The sequence below is a fragment of the Mesobacillus sp. MER 48 genome (genome assembly GCF_023714225.1).
Lineage (GTDB): Bacteria > Bacillota > Bacilli > Bacillales > Cytobacillaceae > Mesobacillus > Mesobacillus oceanisediminis_A.
In genome coordinates this window covers 108,489-125,586 of the sequence record NZ_JAMAUR010000003.1, presented here as the reverse complement: position 1 = coordinate 125,586, position 17,098 = coordinate 108,489, and the positions used below count along the sequence as shown (strand labels likewise).

Sequence of the window (17,098 nt, the reverse complement as noted above, 5' to 3'; positions counted from 1 at the left end):
GCTTAATCGCGCATATGCGCTATTTTAAAGGAGGTCTCTAGCCTTGAACAAAAAGACAGTAAAAGATGTGGATGTAAAAGGAAAACGAGTTTTTTGCCGCGTTGATTTCAACGTGCCGATGAAGGATGGACAGGTTACGGATGAAACAAGGATCCGTGCAGCGCTGCCAACAATCAAGTACCTTGTTGATCAGGGTGCAAAAGTCCTTCTTGCAAGCCACCTTGGCCGTCCAAAAGGGCAGGCTGTTGAAGAATTGCGTTTGACTCCAGTAGCAAAGCGTTTGTCTGAGCTGCTAGGCAAGGATGTAAAGAAAACAGATGAAGCTTACGGCGACTCTGTAAAATCTGAAATCGACAGCATGAACGAGGGCGATGTCCTGCTTCTTGAGAATGTCCGTTTCTATCCAGGCGAAGAGAAGAATGATCCTGAACTTGCAAAAGCATTTGCAGAGCTTGCAGATGTATACGTAAACGATGCATTCGGAGCTGCACACCGTGCACATGCTTCAACAGAAGGCATCGCAAAGTACATTCCAGCTGTCTCTGGCTTCCTGATGGAAAAAGAGCTTGAAGTACTTGGAAAAGCATTGTCAAACCCAGAGCGTCCTTTCACAGCGATCATTGGCGGCGCGAAGGTAAAAGACAAAATCGGCGTCATCGATAACCTGTTGGAAAAAGTAGATAACCTGATCATCGGGGGCGGACTTGCTTATACATTCGTAAAAGCACAGGGCCACGAAATCGGCAAATCTCTTTTAGAAGAAGATAAAATTGAATTGGCTAAAAGCTTCATGGAAAAAGCAAAGGCAAAAGGCGTGAACTTCTACATGCCGGTTGACGCAATCGTTGCCGATGATTTTTCTGCGGATGCAAATACAAAGGTCGTAGCAATCGAAGAAATTCCTGCAGACTGGGAAGCTCTTGATATCGGACCGAAGACAGCTGAAACTTACCGCGATGTCATCCAGAAGTCCAAACTGGTTATCTGGAACGGACCAATGGGTGTATTCGAAATCGATAAGTTCGCAGAAGGAACAAAAGCAGTAGCACAAGCATTAGCCGATGCAAGCGATACATATTCAGTCATCGGCGGGGGCGACTCTGCAGCAGCAGTCGAGAAGTTCGGACTGGCTGAAAAAATGAGCCACATCTCCACAGGCGGCGGCGCTTCACTTGAATTCATGGAAGGCAAGCAGCTGCCAGGAGTAGTCGCATTGAACGATAAGTAAAATTTTATTTCGGAGCGGTGCTGCAGAAGTGTAAGGGTGCGGATCCTGATGACTGATGCCCCGCCCGCAATGTAAGACCCAACATCCAGAGGGTAATTTTAAAGTTGCAAACGCTGTGTAAACAGCAATCATGAAAGGAAGTGTCAGCATGCGAAAACCAATCATTGCAGGTAACTGGAAAATGCATAAAACGCTGCCTGAAGCTAAAGATTTCATCGAAAAAGTAAGCGGACTTGTTCCTTCAAAGGACAAGGTAGAATCCGTTGTATGTGCTCCTGCTCTGTTCCTTGGACAGCTCGTTGAATTAACACAGGAATCAGATCTTGAAATTGGCGCACAAAACATGCACTTTGAAGAAAACGGTGCTTTTACAGGCGAAGTCAGCCCGAAAGCATTGCAGGATATCGGTGCGAAATACGTGATTATCGGACACTCTGAACGCCGTGAAATGTTCAACGAGACTGATGACACAGTTAACAAGAAGACATTGTCTGCATTCAAATATAATCTGACTCCAATCGTCTGCTGTGGCGAAACGCTTGAACAGCGTGAGAACGGCGAAACAAATGAGTTTGTCGGCGGCCAGATCAAAGCTGCGCTTAACGGACTTACTGAGGAGCAGGTTAAACAAACGGTCATCGCCTACGAGCCTATCTGGGCAATCGGAACAGGCAAATCTTCCACAGCTGAAGATGCGAACGAAACTTGCTCGCACATCCGCAAAGTGGTTGCAGAGCAATTTTCACCAGAAGTGGCTGAAGCGGTCCGTATTCAGTACGGCGGAAGCGTAAAGCCAGCTAACATCAAGGAATACATGTCCCAGCCTGACATCGACGGCGCATTGGTCGGCGGAGCAAGCCTTGAGACAGATTCCTTCTTGCAGCTATTGGAGGCAGGTACGAATGAGTAAAAAGTCACCAACAGCATTAATCATTCTGGATGGCTTTGCATGCCGGCCTGAGTCTAAAGGCAATGCCGTTGCACAAGCGAAAAAGCCAAATTTTGACCGCTATTGGAACAGTTTCCCGCACGCGAACTTAACGGCAAGCGGTGAAGCGGTCGGTCTTCCAGAGGGCCAAATGGGAAACTCTGAGGTAGGCCACCTGAACATCGGTGCCGGCCGAATCGTTTACCAGAGCCTTACACGTGTGAACATTTCCATCCGTGAAGGTGAATTTGAAAAAAATGAAACCTTCCTTGCAGCGATCAAGCATGCAAAGGAAAAAGGCACTGCCCTTCACCTGATGGGGCTGCTGTCTGACGGCGGCGTGCACAGCCATATTGAGCATATGTTTGCTCTTTTAAAGCTTGCGGCTGATGAAGGCCTGACAAAGGTTTATGTACACGGATTCCTTGACGGCCGTGATGTTGGACCGCAAACTGCACCAGGCTATATCAAACAAACTCTTGAAAAAATGAGTGAAATCGGAGTAGGTGAATTTGCAACGATTTCCGGGCGATACTATTCAATGGACCGCGACAAGCGCTGGGAGCGTGTGGAGAAATCTTACCGCTCAATGGTGTATGGCGACGGACCTACGTATTCGAACCCAATGGAACTCATTGAAGATAACTATCAAAATGGAATCTTTGATGAATTCGTTGTTCCATCTGTCCTTGTTAAGAAAGATGGCTCACCAGTTGCGACGGTTAAAAACGACGATGCTGTGATTTTTTACAACTTCCGTCCGGACCGTGCAATCCAGATTTCGAACACTTTTACAAATAAAGACTTCCGTTCATTCGATCGCGGCGAAGGCCATCCTGAGAACCTTCACTTTGTGTGCTTGACACACTTCAGTGAGTCGGTTGACGGTTATGTGGCGTTCGAGCCTACCAACTTGGATAACACTATTGGTGAAGTGATTTCCCAGGCTGGCATGACTCAGCTTCGCATCGCTGAAACAGAAAAGTATCCGCATGTAACGTTCTTCATGAGCGGCGGCCGTGAGAAGGAATTCCCGGGCGAGCAGCGGATCCTGATCAACTCGCCAAAGGTTGCGACATATGACCTTAAGCCTGAAATGAGTGCCTACGAAGTGACAGATGCATTGATCAAAGAAATCGAAGCAGATAACTTCGATGCGATTCTCTTGAACTTTGCGAACCCGGACATGGTAGGACATTCTGGCATGCTTGAGCCAACCATAAAGGCAGTTGAAACAGTTGACGAGTGCCTCGGACGCATCGTTGACCTGATTGTTTCTAAAGGCGGAACAGCGATCATCACTGCTGACCACGGAAACGCTGATGAGGTTGTTACCCTTGAAGGCAATCCGATGACCGCTCATACTACTAACCCGGTTCCAGTCATTGTGACCAAGGAAGGCGTGGAGCTTCGTGAAGACGGAATTCTGGGCGACCTTGCTCCGACAATGCTTGAATTACTGGGACTGAACCAGCCAGCTGAAATGACTGGAAAAACTTTAATCAAAAAACTTTAATTATAAGGAGAGATACTTATGCCATTTATTACAGACGTATACGCACGTGAAGTATTGGATTCCCGAGGAAACCCAACAGTTGAGGTAGAAGTTTTTACAGAATCAGGTGCTTTCGGACGCGCACTAGTTCCAAGTGGTGCTTCAACTGGTGAATACGAAGCAGTTGAACTTCGTGACGGCGACAAAGGCCGCTACCTTGGAAAAGGTGTTCTGAAAGCAGTTGAAAATGTGAACGAAATCATCGCTCCTTTCCTTGTTGGAGAAGAATTCAACGTTCTTGACCAAATCGGTATCGACGAGGCTCTGATCGAATTAGATGGTACTGAAAACAAAGGCAAGCTAGGCGCTAACGCAATCCTTGGCGTGTCCATGGCTGTTGCACACGCTGCTGCAGACTATCTTGACCTTCCTTTGTATCAATATCTTGGCGGATTCAACTCCAAGCAGCTTCCAGTTCCAATGATGAACATCGTGAACGGCGGCGAGCACGCTGACAACAACGTGGACATCCAGGAATTCATGGTAATGCCTGTTGGCGCTGAAAACTTCCGTGAAGCACTTCGCATGGGTGCTGAAATTTTCCATAGCCTGAAGTCTGTACTTAAGGAAAAAGGCTTGAACACAGCTGTTGGTGACGAAGGCGGATTTGCTCCAAACCTTGGTTCAAACGAAGAAGCTCTTCAAACAATCGTGACAGCTATCGAAAAAGCAGGCTACAAGCCAGGCGAGCAAGTAATGCTTGCTATGGATGCTGCATCTTCTGAGTTCTACAACAAAGAAGACGGCAAATACCACCTTTCTGGAGAAGGCGTTGTTAAAACTTCTGCAGAAATGGTTGATTGGTACGAAGAAATGGCTTCTAAATATCCAATCATCTCAATCGAAGACGGTTTGGATGAAAACGACTGGGAAGGCCACAAGCTATTGACTGAGCGCCTTGGCGGAAAAGTTCAGCTTGTTGGTGACGACCTGTTCGTTACAAACACTAAAAAGCTTGCTCAAGGTATCGAGCAGGGCGTTGGAAACTCAATCCTGATCAAAGTTAACCAAATAGGTACTTTGACAGAAACTTTCGATGCAATCGAAATGGCTAAGCGCGCAGGCTACACTGCAGTTATCTCTCACCGTTCTGGTGAAACAGAAGATTCAACAATCGCTGACATCGCTGTTGCAACAAACGCTGGCCAAATCAAGACTGGTGCTCCATCACGTACAGACCGCGTAGCGAAGTACAACCAGCTTCTTCGCATCGAAGACCAGCTTGGTGAAACAGCTCGTTTCAATGGAATCAAATCTTTCTACAACCTAAAGAAGTAATCTAACGAGGGATTCATTCCCCCTAAAACCGAACGCCGGTAGCATGACGATGCTGCCGGCGTTTTTTTTTGAGCCGCTAATGGACAATTAGAAGAGAAGAAACGCGAAAAGTGTCCGATAGAAGGTCTCTAATGGACAAATAGAAGAAGAGAACCCCGAAAAAGTGTCCGATAGAAGGGCTCTAACGGACAAATAGAAGAGGAGAACCTGGAAAAGTTTCCCGTAGAGGTCTAATTGAATGGATAGACAAAACATGGAATAATTCTCAGGAAATAAACTCGCTAGTAAATCCGCACAATAATAGATAAAAACTCATTAAATGATGATTGGAGCGGATTCATATGAAGAGGGTTACCCTGGCTGCTGTCTTGTTGATGGTTTTTACACTATATAATGTCATGCCTGCATCTGCCACTCCATCCTCTATAAAAAGAGAGAAGTTCGAAAAGACGGGTCACGTATTCTGGGATATCCCGGTAGAGGAGAAGCTTGTGGCATTTACGTTTGATGACGGGCCGGATCCTACCTATACTCCGCAAATCCTTGATGCTCTGAAAAAATACAAGGCCAAGGCGACGTTTTTCGTGATTGGCGAGGAGGCGGAAAGATATCCGGAGATCGTGAAACGCCAGGCTGCAGAGGGGCACGAAATCGGCAATCACACCTATCGGCATCATTTCCGGGACGGCTATTCCCCGGCAATGTTGAAAAAAGAACTCGCTAAAAACTCGGAAATCATCGAAAGCCTGACTGGAACATCGCCCACTCTGTTCAGGCCGATTGCCGGCTATTATGACAAGGAAATCGTCGATACGGCGATTAAGGGCGGCTACAATGTCATCCTTTGGTCATGGCATCAGGAAACCCGGGATTGGAGCAGGCCGGGAGCAGCGAAGATCACGCAGAATGTCGTTTCCGATGCTCGGCCAGGTGATGTGATTATTTTTCATGATGCTGGCGGAGACCGTTCACAAACGGTGAAGGCGGTTGAGGACATCCTCGAGATTTTATATAAGAATGGATACCAATGCACGACCGTTTCCGATCTGCTGTACAGATCGAATTCGCTGCTTCCAGCTTCAATAAACTAGCCGGAATGGACAAGTGTGACATGTACGTGCCCAATAAAATTCACAACAATTCGGACAAGTATTGTTTCATTCCCGAAAATGTGATAAATTTAAAATACTGTTAGCAGTTTTATCGGGAGGTACGTCATGCATACATTTTTAACCGTTCTTTTAGTGATTGTGAGCCTTGGGCTAATTGCGGTTGTTCTTCTTCAGTCAGGCAAGAGTGCTGGTCTATCTGGTGCGATTTCCGGCGGCGCTGAGCAATTGTTTGGTAAGCAGAAGGCAAGGGGTCTGGATTTAGTCCTTCACCGAGTCACGGTTGTTCTATCTGTACTATTTTTTGTCCTGACTATTGCCGTTACTTATTTCAAACTATAATACAAACAATGACCCGGCTTCCACAAGAGGCCGGGTTTTATTGTGTGCAAAAAACCTCACATATTTATACTGAATATGGGTATTTACATATATAAAGGCTTTTAATTGAATGTTACACGCATGTTTGTTAAAACTAAGGAAGAAATCAGATAGAGGGAGTAGGAAAATGAGAAAGTTAGTGCCAAGACCATTTACATTTAAAGCTGGAAAAAGAGCGGTATTGCTGCTCCATGGATTTACCGGCAACTCAGCGGACGTCAGGATGCTGGGACGATTTTTAGAAGGAAAAGGTTATACGAGCCATGCACCAGTTTTTAAAGGACATGGGGTACCGCCTGAAGAACTTATACATACTGGACCTGCAGATTGGTGGCAGGACGCGCTTGACGGATATGAATTCCTCAAGAGTGAAGGATATGAGGAAATAGCGGTTGCCGGATTATCACTGGGAGGCGTCCTGTCCCTGAAGCTTGGATATACAAAGCCGCTAAAGGGAATCGTGCCAATGTGCGCACCGATGCATCTTAAGACAGAAGAGTTGATGTACCGGGGCGTGCTTGAGTATGCGCGGGAATACAAGCGGATGGAAGGCAAGCCGGAAGAGCAAATCGAGGCGGAGGTAAAGGAACTCGAACAAAAATCCATGTCCACCTTGAAAGACCTTCAGGAATTGATCAAAGAGGTCCGCGGAAGCATCGACTTGATTTATGCTCCGACATTTGTTGTCCAGGCGCGCAATGACGTAATCATCGATCCTGACAGCGCGAACATCATTCACGATAGCATCGAGTCTGAACATAAAAAACTCAAGTGGTATGAAGAATCAGGACATGTCATCACGCTTGATAAAGAACGTGACCAGCTGCATGAAGATGTTTATGAGTTTCTTGAGTCGTTAGATTGGAAAGAATAAAGGAAAAGAACCCTAAATAGAAGGAGGGATTCATATGGATGAGAATATTAAAGGCCATATAGACAGGCTGTTGCATTATATGAAGGATGAAGCCTACAAGCCGCTTACCGTACAGGAGCTTGAGAATGCCTTTGGAATCGAGGACTCCTCGACATTCAAGGATTTTGTCAAAGCGCTTGTGGTCATGGAAGAAAAGGGCCTCGTAGTCAGGACCCGAAGTGACCGGTACGGCCTTCCGGAAAAAATGAATCTAGTGCGCGGCCGTTTCAGCGCACATGCCAAGGGATTTGCTTTTGTTATAACAGAAGAGCAAGGAATGGATGACATCTTCATTCCCCCGAATGAAACGAGTAATGCGATGAACGGTGACACAGTCCTTGTCCGCGTATCGTCAGACAGTTCTGGTCAGCGCCGTGAAGGGACAGTAGTGCGCATCCTTGAAAGAGGAGTATCGCAAATTGTCGGCACTTATACAGAAAGCAAACACTTTGGTTTTGTCATTCCTGACGATAAGAAATTCACAAGTGATATCTTTATTCCTAAGGAAGCCGGCATGGGGGCAGTCGAAGGGCATAAGGTTGTCGTAAAACTGACGAGCTACCCTGAAGGACGCAAAAGTGCAGAGGGAGAAGTCACCGCGATTCTTGGCCATAAAAATGACCCCGGTGTCGATATCCTTTCTGTCATCCACAAACATGGACTGCCGATGGAATTCCCAGACGAAGTTCTGGAGCAGGCGAATAATGCTCCAGACCAAATCAATGAGAGTGAAATCGCAAACCGGCGTGACCTTCGCAATGAAGTCATTGTTACGATAGATGGCGCAGATGCCAAGGACCTTGACGATGCAGTCCAGGTAACAAGGCTTGAAAACGGCAACTATAAACTTGGCGTTCATATCGCAGATGTTACGTACTATGTAACCGAGGATTCACCAATTGACCGTGAAGCAGAAGACCGTGCGACGAGCGTTTATTTGGTCGACCGGGTAATCCCGATGATTCCGCACCGTTTATCAAATGGTATTTGCTCGCTGAATCCGAAAGTGGATCGTCTGACCTTGTCATGTAATATGGAAATCACACCTGAAGGCCAGGTCGTAGACCATGAAATCTATCAAAGTGTCATTAAGACGACTGAGCGGATGACGTATTTTGATGTAAATCGTATCTTCGTTGATAAGGACGAAGAAACCCGCTCACGTTATGAGTCTTTGGTACCGATGTTCGAATTGATGGAAGAACTGGCAGCTATACTTCGTAAAAAGAGGATGGCTCGCGGGGCAATCGACTTTGATTTTAAAGAATCGAAGGTACTGGTCGATGAAGAAGGCCATCCAACTGATGTTGTGATACGCGAACGCTCGGTTGCTGAAAAGCTGATCGAGGAATTCATGCTTGCTGCGAACGAAACGGTTGCAGAGCATTTCCACTGGCTTGAAGTGCCATTCATCTATCGTATCCACGAAGATCCGAAAGAGGATAAGTTGAGAAAATTTTTCGATTTCATTACCAACTTTGGTTACCTTGTAAGAGGTTCTGCAAATGGAGTACATCCAAGGGCGCTCCAGGAAATCATTGAAGAGGTTCAGGGAAAACCCGAGGAAATGGTTGTATCAACTGTCATGCTCCGTTCGATGCAGCAGGCCAAATATTATCCTGAAAGCCTCGGACACTTTGGACTTTCTACAGACTATTACACGCACTTCACATCGCCGATCCGCCGTTATCCTGACTTAATTGTCCACCGTTTGATCAGGACTTATTTAATCGAAGGCAAACTCGATCAGGCAACGAAGGAAAAATGGAATGCGATGCTGCCGGATATTGCCGAGCACTCTTCCAATATGGAACGCCGGGCGGTCGAAGCGGAACGTGAAACAGATGAGCTGAAGAAAGCGGAGTACATGGAAGACAAGGTTGGAACTGAATATGATGGAATCATCAGCTCCGTTACGAATTTTGGTATGTTTGTCGAGCTGCCTAACACCATCGAGGGCCTTGTTCATGTCAGCTACATGACGGATGATTATTACCGCTATGATGAACGCCACCTGGCGATGATCGGTGAGCGAACGGGCAATGTCTTCCGAATCGGCGATGAAATTACTGTCCGAGTCATCAAGGTAAACAAGGATGAACGCTCCATTGATTTTGAAATCGTCGGCATGAAGGGTACACCAAGACGTGAGCGCCCGGCACAGCCAAAGATCTTCAAGACAGGCAGCAGCGAGAAAAAACCGCGCCGCGGAAAAGAGGAAGAAGGCAAGCGCGGAGGCAGAAGCTCTGGAGGCAGAGGTTCAGGTGGCGGAAGAAACGGCTCAGGCTCAAGCACCGGTTCAAAGCCAAAGAGCAAGAAAAAGAAATTCTTCGAGAACGCACCAGCTGCAAAACGTAAATCGAAAAAGAGAAAATAGGCAACTCTTATTGGAGAGCTCCTGACGAAGGGGCTCTCTGTTGTCCTAGTATATTAAAGGATAAATTTTCACTTTGAGAATTGTCTAGCTCCAGCGCCTAGCCAGTTTTCATCCTTGAGATGGCTTCTTCGAGTATCTTGCGAGAAGCGTTAGCTTTGAGCAGTTCGAGTCGCTTCGGTCCGCCCAATGAAGTCAAAGAACGACTTCAATGATCGGCCCTCCAGCGCTTGTCGGGGCTGACCAAGGCGCTTCCGCTTTTCGTTGTGGGCGAAGGCTTAATTTGCTAAAATGAGAGAACAGAAAAGGGGGAAGTTTTTATGCCAAAAGGTGAGGGGAAAGTCGTCGCGCAAAATAAAAAAGCGAACCATGACTATTTCATCGAAGAAACGTATGAGGCCGGAGTCGTCCTCCAGGGAACAGAGATCAAATCAATCCGCAACGGACGCGTCCAGCTGAAGGATTCTTACGCAAAAGTCCATAATGGTGAGCTTTTCTTATACAATCTGCATATCAGCCCATATGAACAGGGAAACCGTTATAACCATGATCCGCTTCGCACAAGGAAGCTTCTGCTCCATAAACGCCAGATCAACCAGCTAATTGGGGAAACAAAGGAAGCAGGCTATGCGCTTGTGCCATTGAAGATTTATCTGAAGAATGGTTTCGCGAAGGTTTTAATCGGTCTTGGTAAGGGTAAAAAGAACTACGACAAGCGTGAAACACTGAAGAAGAAGGAAGCAGGCCGCGACATTGAGCGTGCATTCCGTGAGCGCCAGAAAATGTAAGCTTGTCAGCTGAGGAAGAGTGTACCAGTTGAAAAAAGTCCTCAGTGTGTTATAATAATAACTGTCACCAGCGAGTGACAACATAACTTTTGCTCGGCTTAACCGAGTTCTCCTAACGTCTGTATCACAGATACAGCAACCTTTTATATGGGGACGTTACGGATTCGACAGGGGTAGTTTGAGCTTAAGTGGCGAGTCGAGGGGATCGGCCTCGTAAAAACGTCAACGCCTATAACTGGCAAACAAAACAACAACTTCGCTTTCGCAGCTTAATACTGCATAGCGGTTCGCCCCTCCATCGCCCATGTGGTAGGGTAGCGGACTCACTCTAAGTGGGCTACGCCGGATTCCACCGCCTGAGGATGAAGGAAGAGAACAACCAGGCTAGCTGGCCGGCCGCCTGTCGGTAGGCAAAAGGACCAGCGAATCGCCAATATGCCGACTACACTCGTAGAAGCTTAAGTGCCAATATCTTTGGACGTGGGTTCGATTAGTAATTAGTCGCCTTGCGTGGCAACATGCAAGTGAAAATCCGGCTTTATCGGTGAAACCTAAGTCGTGAATAGCGATAAGGCAATGCCGAGTGGTATGTGGAGCAATCCAACAGCCATGTATCGACTTATAGGCTGCCATCCTGGCAGTACTAGGATGCGTGATCGATCCGGGAATCCGGATAAAACTACATCTCGCATAAGACGCCGGAGGACCTGCAGATGCAGGTTCAAGATATAGTCAGTGCCATGACGAAAGCATGGAATAGCACGTCCCACCGTCTCCACCAATACATATGTTGGTGGATTTTTATTTTGACTGTATAACATCAGCTTTCGGCTGATGTTTTTTATTTGGGAGTTAATAATGAATCATTAATAGTAAACTAAGCGAATTACTAACAATCATAAATTATTGCTTAAATAGTAAAGAAAGAATCCTCGAATGCCTTTTTAGCTACTAACATTTCCGGTTTATACTTTCCGTTTCGGGGTGTAACCGACTCATAATGCTCCAATATCCATTGAGCACGGAGCCGTTTCCGTTCAATTCTTAAAAAGGGGTAGATGTGTCTTAAAGTGGACAATACGTCAATTTTATTCTTTATGCTCAATGTATAAGAGTTCTTATGGGTATCAGGTTTATAATTTTTCTTATTACTAATAACTCCTCCAATTATAGAATGGATATACACCAAAAGTTCTTTATCTGTTGATGGAATGGTGATCATCGGCCGACGATGTTCGTGCTGGTGCATTCTTGTTAATGTTATGCTGCCTTCTCCATCTATAATGCCAGCAATATAGCTAGCTTCCCAAATCTCCATTCTCCTTCCTCCTTCCTCCTTCCTCCTTCCTCCTTCCTCCTTCCTCCTTCCTCCTTCCTCCTTCCTCCTTTTAAGGAACGTATGTTCTTGTGTTGATTATAAACTTTAATTGCCCATATCGAAAGTTTTTGATTTGCATTTCATTTATAGAATAGGATTTAGTTTCTTACCCATGACGTTAAAGAAGCTCGGGTTTTCCATATATCCTTTCCTTCCTCTTATGCTATAGGTCTGTGTTTGATTTATCTCTCTCAACCTGGACTTGCTTATGTATTTTTCTAAAACTAAATGGGAATGACTGCTGATAAATGAAGGAGGTAGCCATGAAAGAAGGTATGATATCATCAGAGCATATCGTTATGATTATTACGGCTATTTGCGTTGGAACATTGGCTCGGGTTCTGGCAATTAAAGAAGACTTCAGACAATACCCCAGCTATCCGAATGGCTATATGATCCATCTGGTTACTGGGTTTGTTGCTGCTGCCCTTGGTGCAGTTGCCATTCCGGCGTTAATGACCAAAAACTTTGTCGCAGTTACATTCCTGACACTTGCCATCCAACAGTTCCGGGATGTAAGGAAGTCTGAAAGGGAAAGTTTGAAAGATGTAGAACACACCGAGTATGCTTATCGTGGAGATGCGTATATCGACGGAATAGCAAAGACATTCGAAGCAAGAAATTATTTTTCTCTGATTGTTTCTTTTTTGACGGCTCTCACTATTCAAATTGTGGACAGTGAGTCGAAATTGGTCAATATCATTTCGGGTACAATTGTCGGTGCAATAGGATTTTACATATTAAAAAGATTTTCAAAAGGAAAAACAATTGGTGATGTTGCTGAAGTAGAAGAAGGAAAGATTGAAGTGAAAGGATCGGAATTGTTTGTGGATGGTATATATGTGACAAATCAGCTTGGAACGGAAAATGCCGCTAAAATGTTTGAAAACGAAGGTATGGCTGTGGTCATTTATCCTCACGAGGAACATTTTCGGATCGCTTTGGACAACTATGGACAAAGGCAGGCTGCACTTTTTGAAGCAACAAGGGCCCTGGGGGTAAAGAGATATCATTTTACAAGGAAGGAATATGAAAAAGGAAGGATTGTTGTGACACTCGTTCCAATCATTAAAGACAAGGATAAGCTGATTGAAGCTGTCAAAAAGACTCCTTTGCTTGAAAGTACGAAAAAAAGCCATACAGTCATGAAAACAAACCTTGTCGGAAAGGAATAAACAATGGGAAGAGAATCTTCAGAGAGACCAGGCTATGAGATCCTGGCATTTGTCACTTTAAACAAGGAAAGAATACTGGGGGGCAGCCAGCTTACCCTGTTAGCTGAGAATGAAGAACAGCAGAAGTTGATGGTTCAGGACGTGGCCAAAGCAATGAAAGCTGATGTCGTTCAGATGAAAAGTGGAGATTATTTAGTGTTGAGAGTTTAATTTTAATTGACTCCTCCTAGGCATAAGGGCAGCCTTTCTGAATTCAGAAGGGCTTCTTTTGTTTTTATGAGTACTGGACAAACTCGTAAGAAATCAATTCTAAAAAGTGGAAATTTGACAGAGATTCAATGAGAATATAAGATTTTTAATATATGAATTCATGAACATGTAATGGGTAATAGCCATTCCTAGTAAATTATATAGGTCGCTTGCAAACAGTACCAGACATATTAAACTGTTCCTGAAAGAAGATAAAGCTTTGCAAATTCCAATAAAAGCCAAAAGAGTATTTAATATTGCCTTGCCAGCGATTGGATTTTATAAAGTTTACTTCGTGCAGGAATGTTTATTTGGTACCGAAAAAATAGACAGGTAATAAAAGACCTGGCGTGAATAGGCGCTAAGAAAACAATTCGGGAGTGATATACATGCAATTTATATTAGGTTTTAACTTGATGGAGCTTATGCCAACAATTATTGTGTATTCTATTTTGTCCATTTTGGCTATTGGCGTTATCTATCTATTAAAGAAAAAGTCAGATAAAGAATTAAAAGAACTGGATGAAAAAATGAAATCCAACGATAAAATCAAATAACAATAAGGCTGTCTAATAATGGGCAGCCTTAATTTCCTGAAAAAGATAATTTATTTTAAAGGGGTCCTATGAGCAGATTTTCCAACTCGAAAATCTGCTTTTTTATTTTTTAAAAAAAATAGTCGAAAAACGAACTCTTTGATTAAAGGTAATTAGACTTAGTCAATCATAGGGATTAATTGGGTTAAAAGAACTCTTTTAGTTTAAAGGAAAAGCAACCGTCGAAAATCCAAAGTTAATGTCGAATCCTCTCCATGGAAGTGATGAATCCCTGCTTCTGAAAGGGGGTGAGATAGTGCGCATCCGGCATGTTATTCTAATGGGTGTATTTTTAGGGGCGGCCTCTTTCTTTCCGGATAATGCATTTGCTGAGAAAAATGGTTCAGCCGGTCAGCCGGTGACTCAAAAATCTGAAGTACATACTCAAGTTATACGTAAAGCAGATTCTCCAGAGGCCACGAATAAAGAAATCCCCGTTAATCCTGATAGAGTAAAAAAGAAGCCGGAACAGGCGGGTCAGAAACCTGTCCAGAAACCAGTTCAGAAGCCTGATTCCCAGCCAACCCAATCGATTAAATCTGTTCAAAAGTTACCGGACAAGACGGATAGGAGTAATGAAAAGGTTATTCCTTCTATTAAAAACAAGATAAAGGCTGGGAAACCTCCTGAATCTGCTGTAATGCGGAAAGGCCAGGCACCGATTCAGGCAAAGCCAAAAGTTGTCACTGCTGAGTCTGCTAAAGCGTCAAAGGTTCAAGCTCCAAGTAAAAGGTTTTACGAGGCAGATGAATACAGCCACATTCAAGGCGGAACCGATGCCAAGCCAGAGATTTCTTCAAAAAATGTAAAGCCTTCTTTTTCAAAAAAAAAACGCAGTACTCTTCGTTTGGCGAAGGAACCTTTAATAGAGGGCAAACACGAAACTCCTTCTGGAGATAAAAAGAATCCTAGATTCATTGAAATCATAAGTAATTCTCCACAACGAACGCAAACGCCTGGAGGACAATCAAATGAGCAAATAAGCTCGGGGTCAGGCACTATAAGCTTCATTGCAGGTTTGCTTGAATGGAATGATTACTTTGGTGGAAATCATGCCCGTATCCATAATTCCTGCCATGCTTATTACTTTCATCAATGGATTAATGCTCCACCTTCACCACCGCCGAAGGCAGCTCCTTTTTTCTTAATGTTTACTGCTTAATTAGCTAAAAAAACATAGTAAAAGGGAGCAAAATGAGAATGAAAAATATAAAGAAACTGGTAAAAACTTTCGTCGCAACCACAGTATTGTCATTTGGTATTATTTCTGGAGGCAATTTCACTGAAGCTGCTGCACCTGATCATGCAAGAACAGAACCTGTAAAAGCTGTTCAAGCAGACGGTCCACAGAATCTCCAGGGACGTGAAAAAGCAACCTCTGTGACTTCAGCAACTCCTAAAAAGGCCGAGCTTACTGTCCAGCCTAAAGAAGAAACAAAGCCGGAGGTAACTGCATCTAAAGCAGAAGCCAAACCAGAGGTAACTGCGCCAGAGGCAGAAGCAAAGCCTGAAGCTGATACCCAGCCTGAAACAGAAGAAAAGATTGTAGAGCCTTCACAGTCTAATAACGCTGAAGCCCAGCTAAAGAAAGAAAATAAAATCAGCAAATCGCAGGCAGGTTTGCATGCAAGTGAAACGGCAAGATCGCATGCTGCCGCAAATTCAGCGATTTTCTCTAACAGCCCATCAGAAGAAAAGACCGAACCTGAAGTTCAAACGGAATATTATTATGGAACTGATTCAGCTACGTCTATACCTAATCCTGCTGGCAATGATTTTTATCTTGGAAAGTTGGGATATGGAAGCGTCGTTCAATTTGACGCAGGCACAGGCAGCGGGAAATTCTTCAGCAGTGCCAGAGCAGAGGAAGCTGCATATGTTTATGGTTACTGGTTTTTAACTGGTATGCAACAGGCACCTGCGGGTATCTCTGCAAGTGAATGGGGAGCGCAGCAGGCAAAATTGGCACTTGAAACCTATGAAGCTATGAAAAGCGTCTATGGTTCGAAAGTAAGACCTGTTATCTTTATTGATGTTGAACCAGCATCAACTGGTACGAAAGAATATGACTATGCGAACAATCAGGCGATCTATACCGCTTTTGTCAATTATCTGAATCAATATGGGGAAGGCGTTAAGCCTGGTACCTATTCCTCAAAATGGAGCTGGGAAGTTTCAATGGGGGAATTTTCGCCAAGCACTCCGGGAGCTTACTGGGTGGCCTATTACCCGGGTGACATTCCTGAAGATTTAACAATCAGCAATCCAGACTGGGGCAATTTCCCGGGAACAACCGAAAAGGCACAAATCTGGCAGTATTATGGCGGGGAAAATGACTATAATGTAGCCTGGAAACTTCCTTAAGACCTATAAATCTTTCAAAACCCTAAGCCTGACTTTTCCTTAAGGGGAAAGTTAGGCTTTTTGCTGTTCTGCTTCGATAGCGGGCTTTTGTAAATTAATAGGCCGTTTCAAACTCCCACTATAGCTTGTCTTTTTATTTTCTGTACACCATGACAAACACTCGTTTCGTGGTTTTGCTATATATTAAAACATAATATTTTTGAATCGAGGTATGTTGAATGGCAATCAGAAGAGCAACTCAGGAAGAGGCGAACCATCTTATTCAGCTGTCCGGGAAAGTGATGAAGGAAAGCTCGATGGGATATGCTGAAAATAGTGTGCAGAATGCGTATAACCTATTTATGCCCGTAATTCAAAATGGAGGCTATTTTCTCATCGATATAGAACAAAGCCAGCTGAGGGGATGGATTCTCCTGGTTACAGACTTGAATCCTGCGAAGAGCCAGGTCATGGGAAATTTGCTAAGTGTATACGTATTCCCAAAGTACAGAAAGTCCGGTGTCGCCCGGGAACTTACGGTAGCCGCGATTAATGAGTTTAAGGCGCTTGGAATCAGGACGATCCAGCTTAATGTGTTCAACGGAAATCCATCCAGAATACTTTGTGAAAGCTTAGGGTTTAAACCTATTTCGACGGTAATGGAATTGAACATCCAATAATCCATGCAGCATCTGGTCATAGGATTGATCTCCTACTGTTCCATCATTGCCGTTTAGAATCAAGGTTTGGCAGAGCTGGGCCCAGACAAAATCGGCGGAACATGCATAAACATGGAAAAGAGG

The 17,098-nt window shown here is 44.5% G+C and carries 16 protein-coding genes and 1 other RNA gene; 16 read left to right on the top strand and 1 reads right to left on the bottom strand.

From position 1 onward, the window contains the following. Positions 1-43: 43 nt before the first annotated feature. The 10 genes from M3593_RS12120 to ssrA all read left to right on the top strand — a co-directional run bounded on the left by M3593_RS12120 (position 44) and on the right by ssrA (position 11,047). Positions 44-1,228, top strand: a complete 1,185-nt coding sequence (locus M3593_RS12120; RefSeq protein ID WP_251542960.1) for a phosphoglycerate kinase — start codon at positions 44-46, stop codon at positions 1,226-1,228. Positions 1,229-1,376: 148 nt separating this feature from the next. Next, positions 1,377-2,138, top strand: coding sequence for a triose-phosphate isomerase (gene tpiA, locus M3593_RS12115; RefSeq protein WP_144477876.1), 762 nt, complete (start codon positions 1,377-1,379; stop codon positions 2,136-2,138). Next, the gene (gene gpmI / locus M3593_RS12110) at positions 2,131-3,672 is read left to right on the top strand and encodes a 2,3-bisphosphoglycerate-independent phosphoglycerate mutase (RefSeq protein ID WP_144477874.1); all 1,542 of its coding nucleotides are present in this window, start codon (positions 2,131-2,133) and stop codon (positions 3,670-3,672) included. The genes tpiA and gpmI overlap by 8 nt, the downstream gene beginning before the upstream one ends. A gap of 18 nt (positions 3,673-3,690) precedes the next feature. Further along, positions 3,691-4,989 carry a phosphopyruvate hydratase gene (eno, locus tag M3593_RS12105; protein ID WP_251542958.1) on the top strand — a complete coding sequence of 433 codons (1,299 nt, stop codon included), beginning with the start codon at positions 3,691-3,693 and terminating at the stop codon, positions 4,987-4,989. Between the two features lie 341 nt (positions 4,990-5,330). Then, complete coding sequence (locus M3593_RS12100) at positions 5,331-6,080, top strand: polysaccharide deacetylase family protein (protein ID WP_251542956.1); 750 nt, start codon at positions 5,331-5,333, stop codon at positions 6,078-6,080. Positions 6,081-6,206: 126 nt separating this feature from the next. After that, positions 6,207-6,440: a preprotein translocase subunit SecG gene (gene secG / locus M3593_RS12095; protein WP_144477870.1), complete on the top strand. Its 234-nt coding sequence runs from the start codon at positions 6,207-6,209 to the stop codon at positions 6,438-6,440. A gap of 166 nt (positions 6,441-6,606) precedes the next feature. Continuing rightward, positions 6,607-7,353 (top strand): alpha/beta hydrolase, encoded by a 747-nt coding sequence (locus tag M3593_RS12090; protein WP_144477868.1) that lies wholly within the window; start codon positions 6,607-6,609, stop codon positions 7,351-7,353. 34 nt (positions 7,354-7,387) lie between these two features. Beyond that, positions 7,388-9,769, top strand: a complete 2,382-nt coding sequence (gene rnr, locus M3593_RS12085; RefSeq protein WP_251542955.1) for a ribonuclease R — start codon at positions 7,388-7,390, stop codon at positions 9,767-9,769. Between the two features lie 317 nt (positions 9,770-10,086). After that, entirely contained in the window at positions 10,087-10,554 is a 468-nt protein-coding gene (smpB, locus tag M3593_RS12080; RefSeq protein WP_079506883.1) for an SsrA-binding protein SmpB, read from the top strand. Between the two features lie 157 nt (positions 10,555-10,711). Next, positions 10,712-11,047, top strand: a transfer-messenger RNA (tmRNA) gene (gene ssrA / locus M3593_RS12075). A 417-nt stretch (positions 11,048-11,464) separates the two neighbouring features. On the opposite strand, the gene M3593_RS12070 is transcribed toward ssrA, so the two are convergent. After that, a complete protein-coding gene (locus M3593_RS12070) occupies positions 11,465-11,872 on the bottom strand; it encodes an LAGLIDADG family homing endonuclease (protein WP_251542953.1) in 408 nt (135 codons plus the stop codon). Positions 11,873-12,195: 323 nt separating this feature from the next. Here M3593_RS12070 and M3593_RS12065 point away from each other — a divergent pair, with 323 nt between their 5' ends. From M3593_RS12065 to M3593_RS12040, 6 genes are all read left to right on the top strand, one after another. Continuing rightward, the gene (locus tag M3593_RS12065; protein WP_251542951.1) at positions 12,196-13,107 is read left to right on the top strand and encodes a YIEGIA family protein; all 912 of its coding nucleotides are present in this window, start codon (positions 12,196-12,198) and stop codon (positions 13,105-13,107) included. A 3-nt stretch (positions 13,108-13,110) separates the two neighbouring features. Further along, positions 13,111-13,317 carry a capping complex subunit for YIEGIA gene (locus M3593_RS12060; RefSeq protein ID WP_144477860.1) on the top strand — a complete coding sequence of 69 codons (207 nt, stop codon included), beginning with the start codon at positions 13,111-13,113 and terminating at the stop codon, positions 13,315-13,317. Between the two features lie 428 nt (positions 13,318-13,745). Beyond that, the gene (locus tag M3593_RS12055; protein WP_186326776.1) at positions 13,746-13,913 is read left to right on the top strand and encodes a hypothetical protein; all 168 of its coding nucleotides are present in this window, start codon (positions 13,746-13,748) and stop codon (positions 13,911-13,913) included. Positions 13,914-14,208: 295 nt separating this feature from the next. Next, entirely contained in the window at positions 14,209-15,114 is a 906-nt protein-coding gene (locus M3593_RS12050) for a hypothetical protein (protein WP_251542949.1), read from the top strand. A 38-nt stretch (positions 15,115-15,152) separates the two neighbouring features. Next, entirely contained in the window at positions 15,153-16,316 is a 1,164-nt protein-coding gene (locus M3593_RS12045; protein ID WP_251542947.1) for a glycoside hydrolase family 25 domain-containing protein, read from the top strand. A 218-nt stretch (positions 16,317-16,534) separates the two neighbouring features. Beyond that, positions 16,535-16,975 (top strand): GNAT family N-acetyltransferase, encoded by a 441-nt coding sequence (locus M3593_RS12040; RefSeq protein ID WP_251542946.1) that lies wholly within the window; start codon positions 16,535-16,537, stop codon positions 16,973-16,975. The last annotated feature ends 123 nt before the right edge of the window (positions 16,976-17,098 follow it).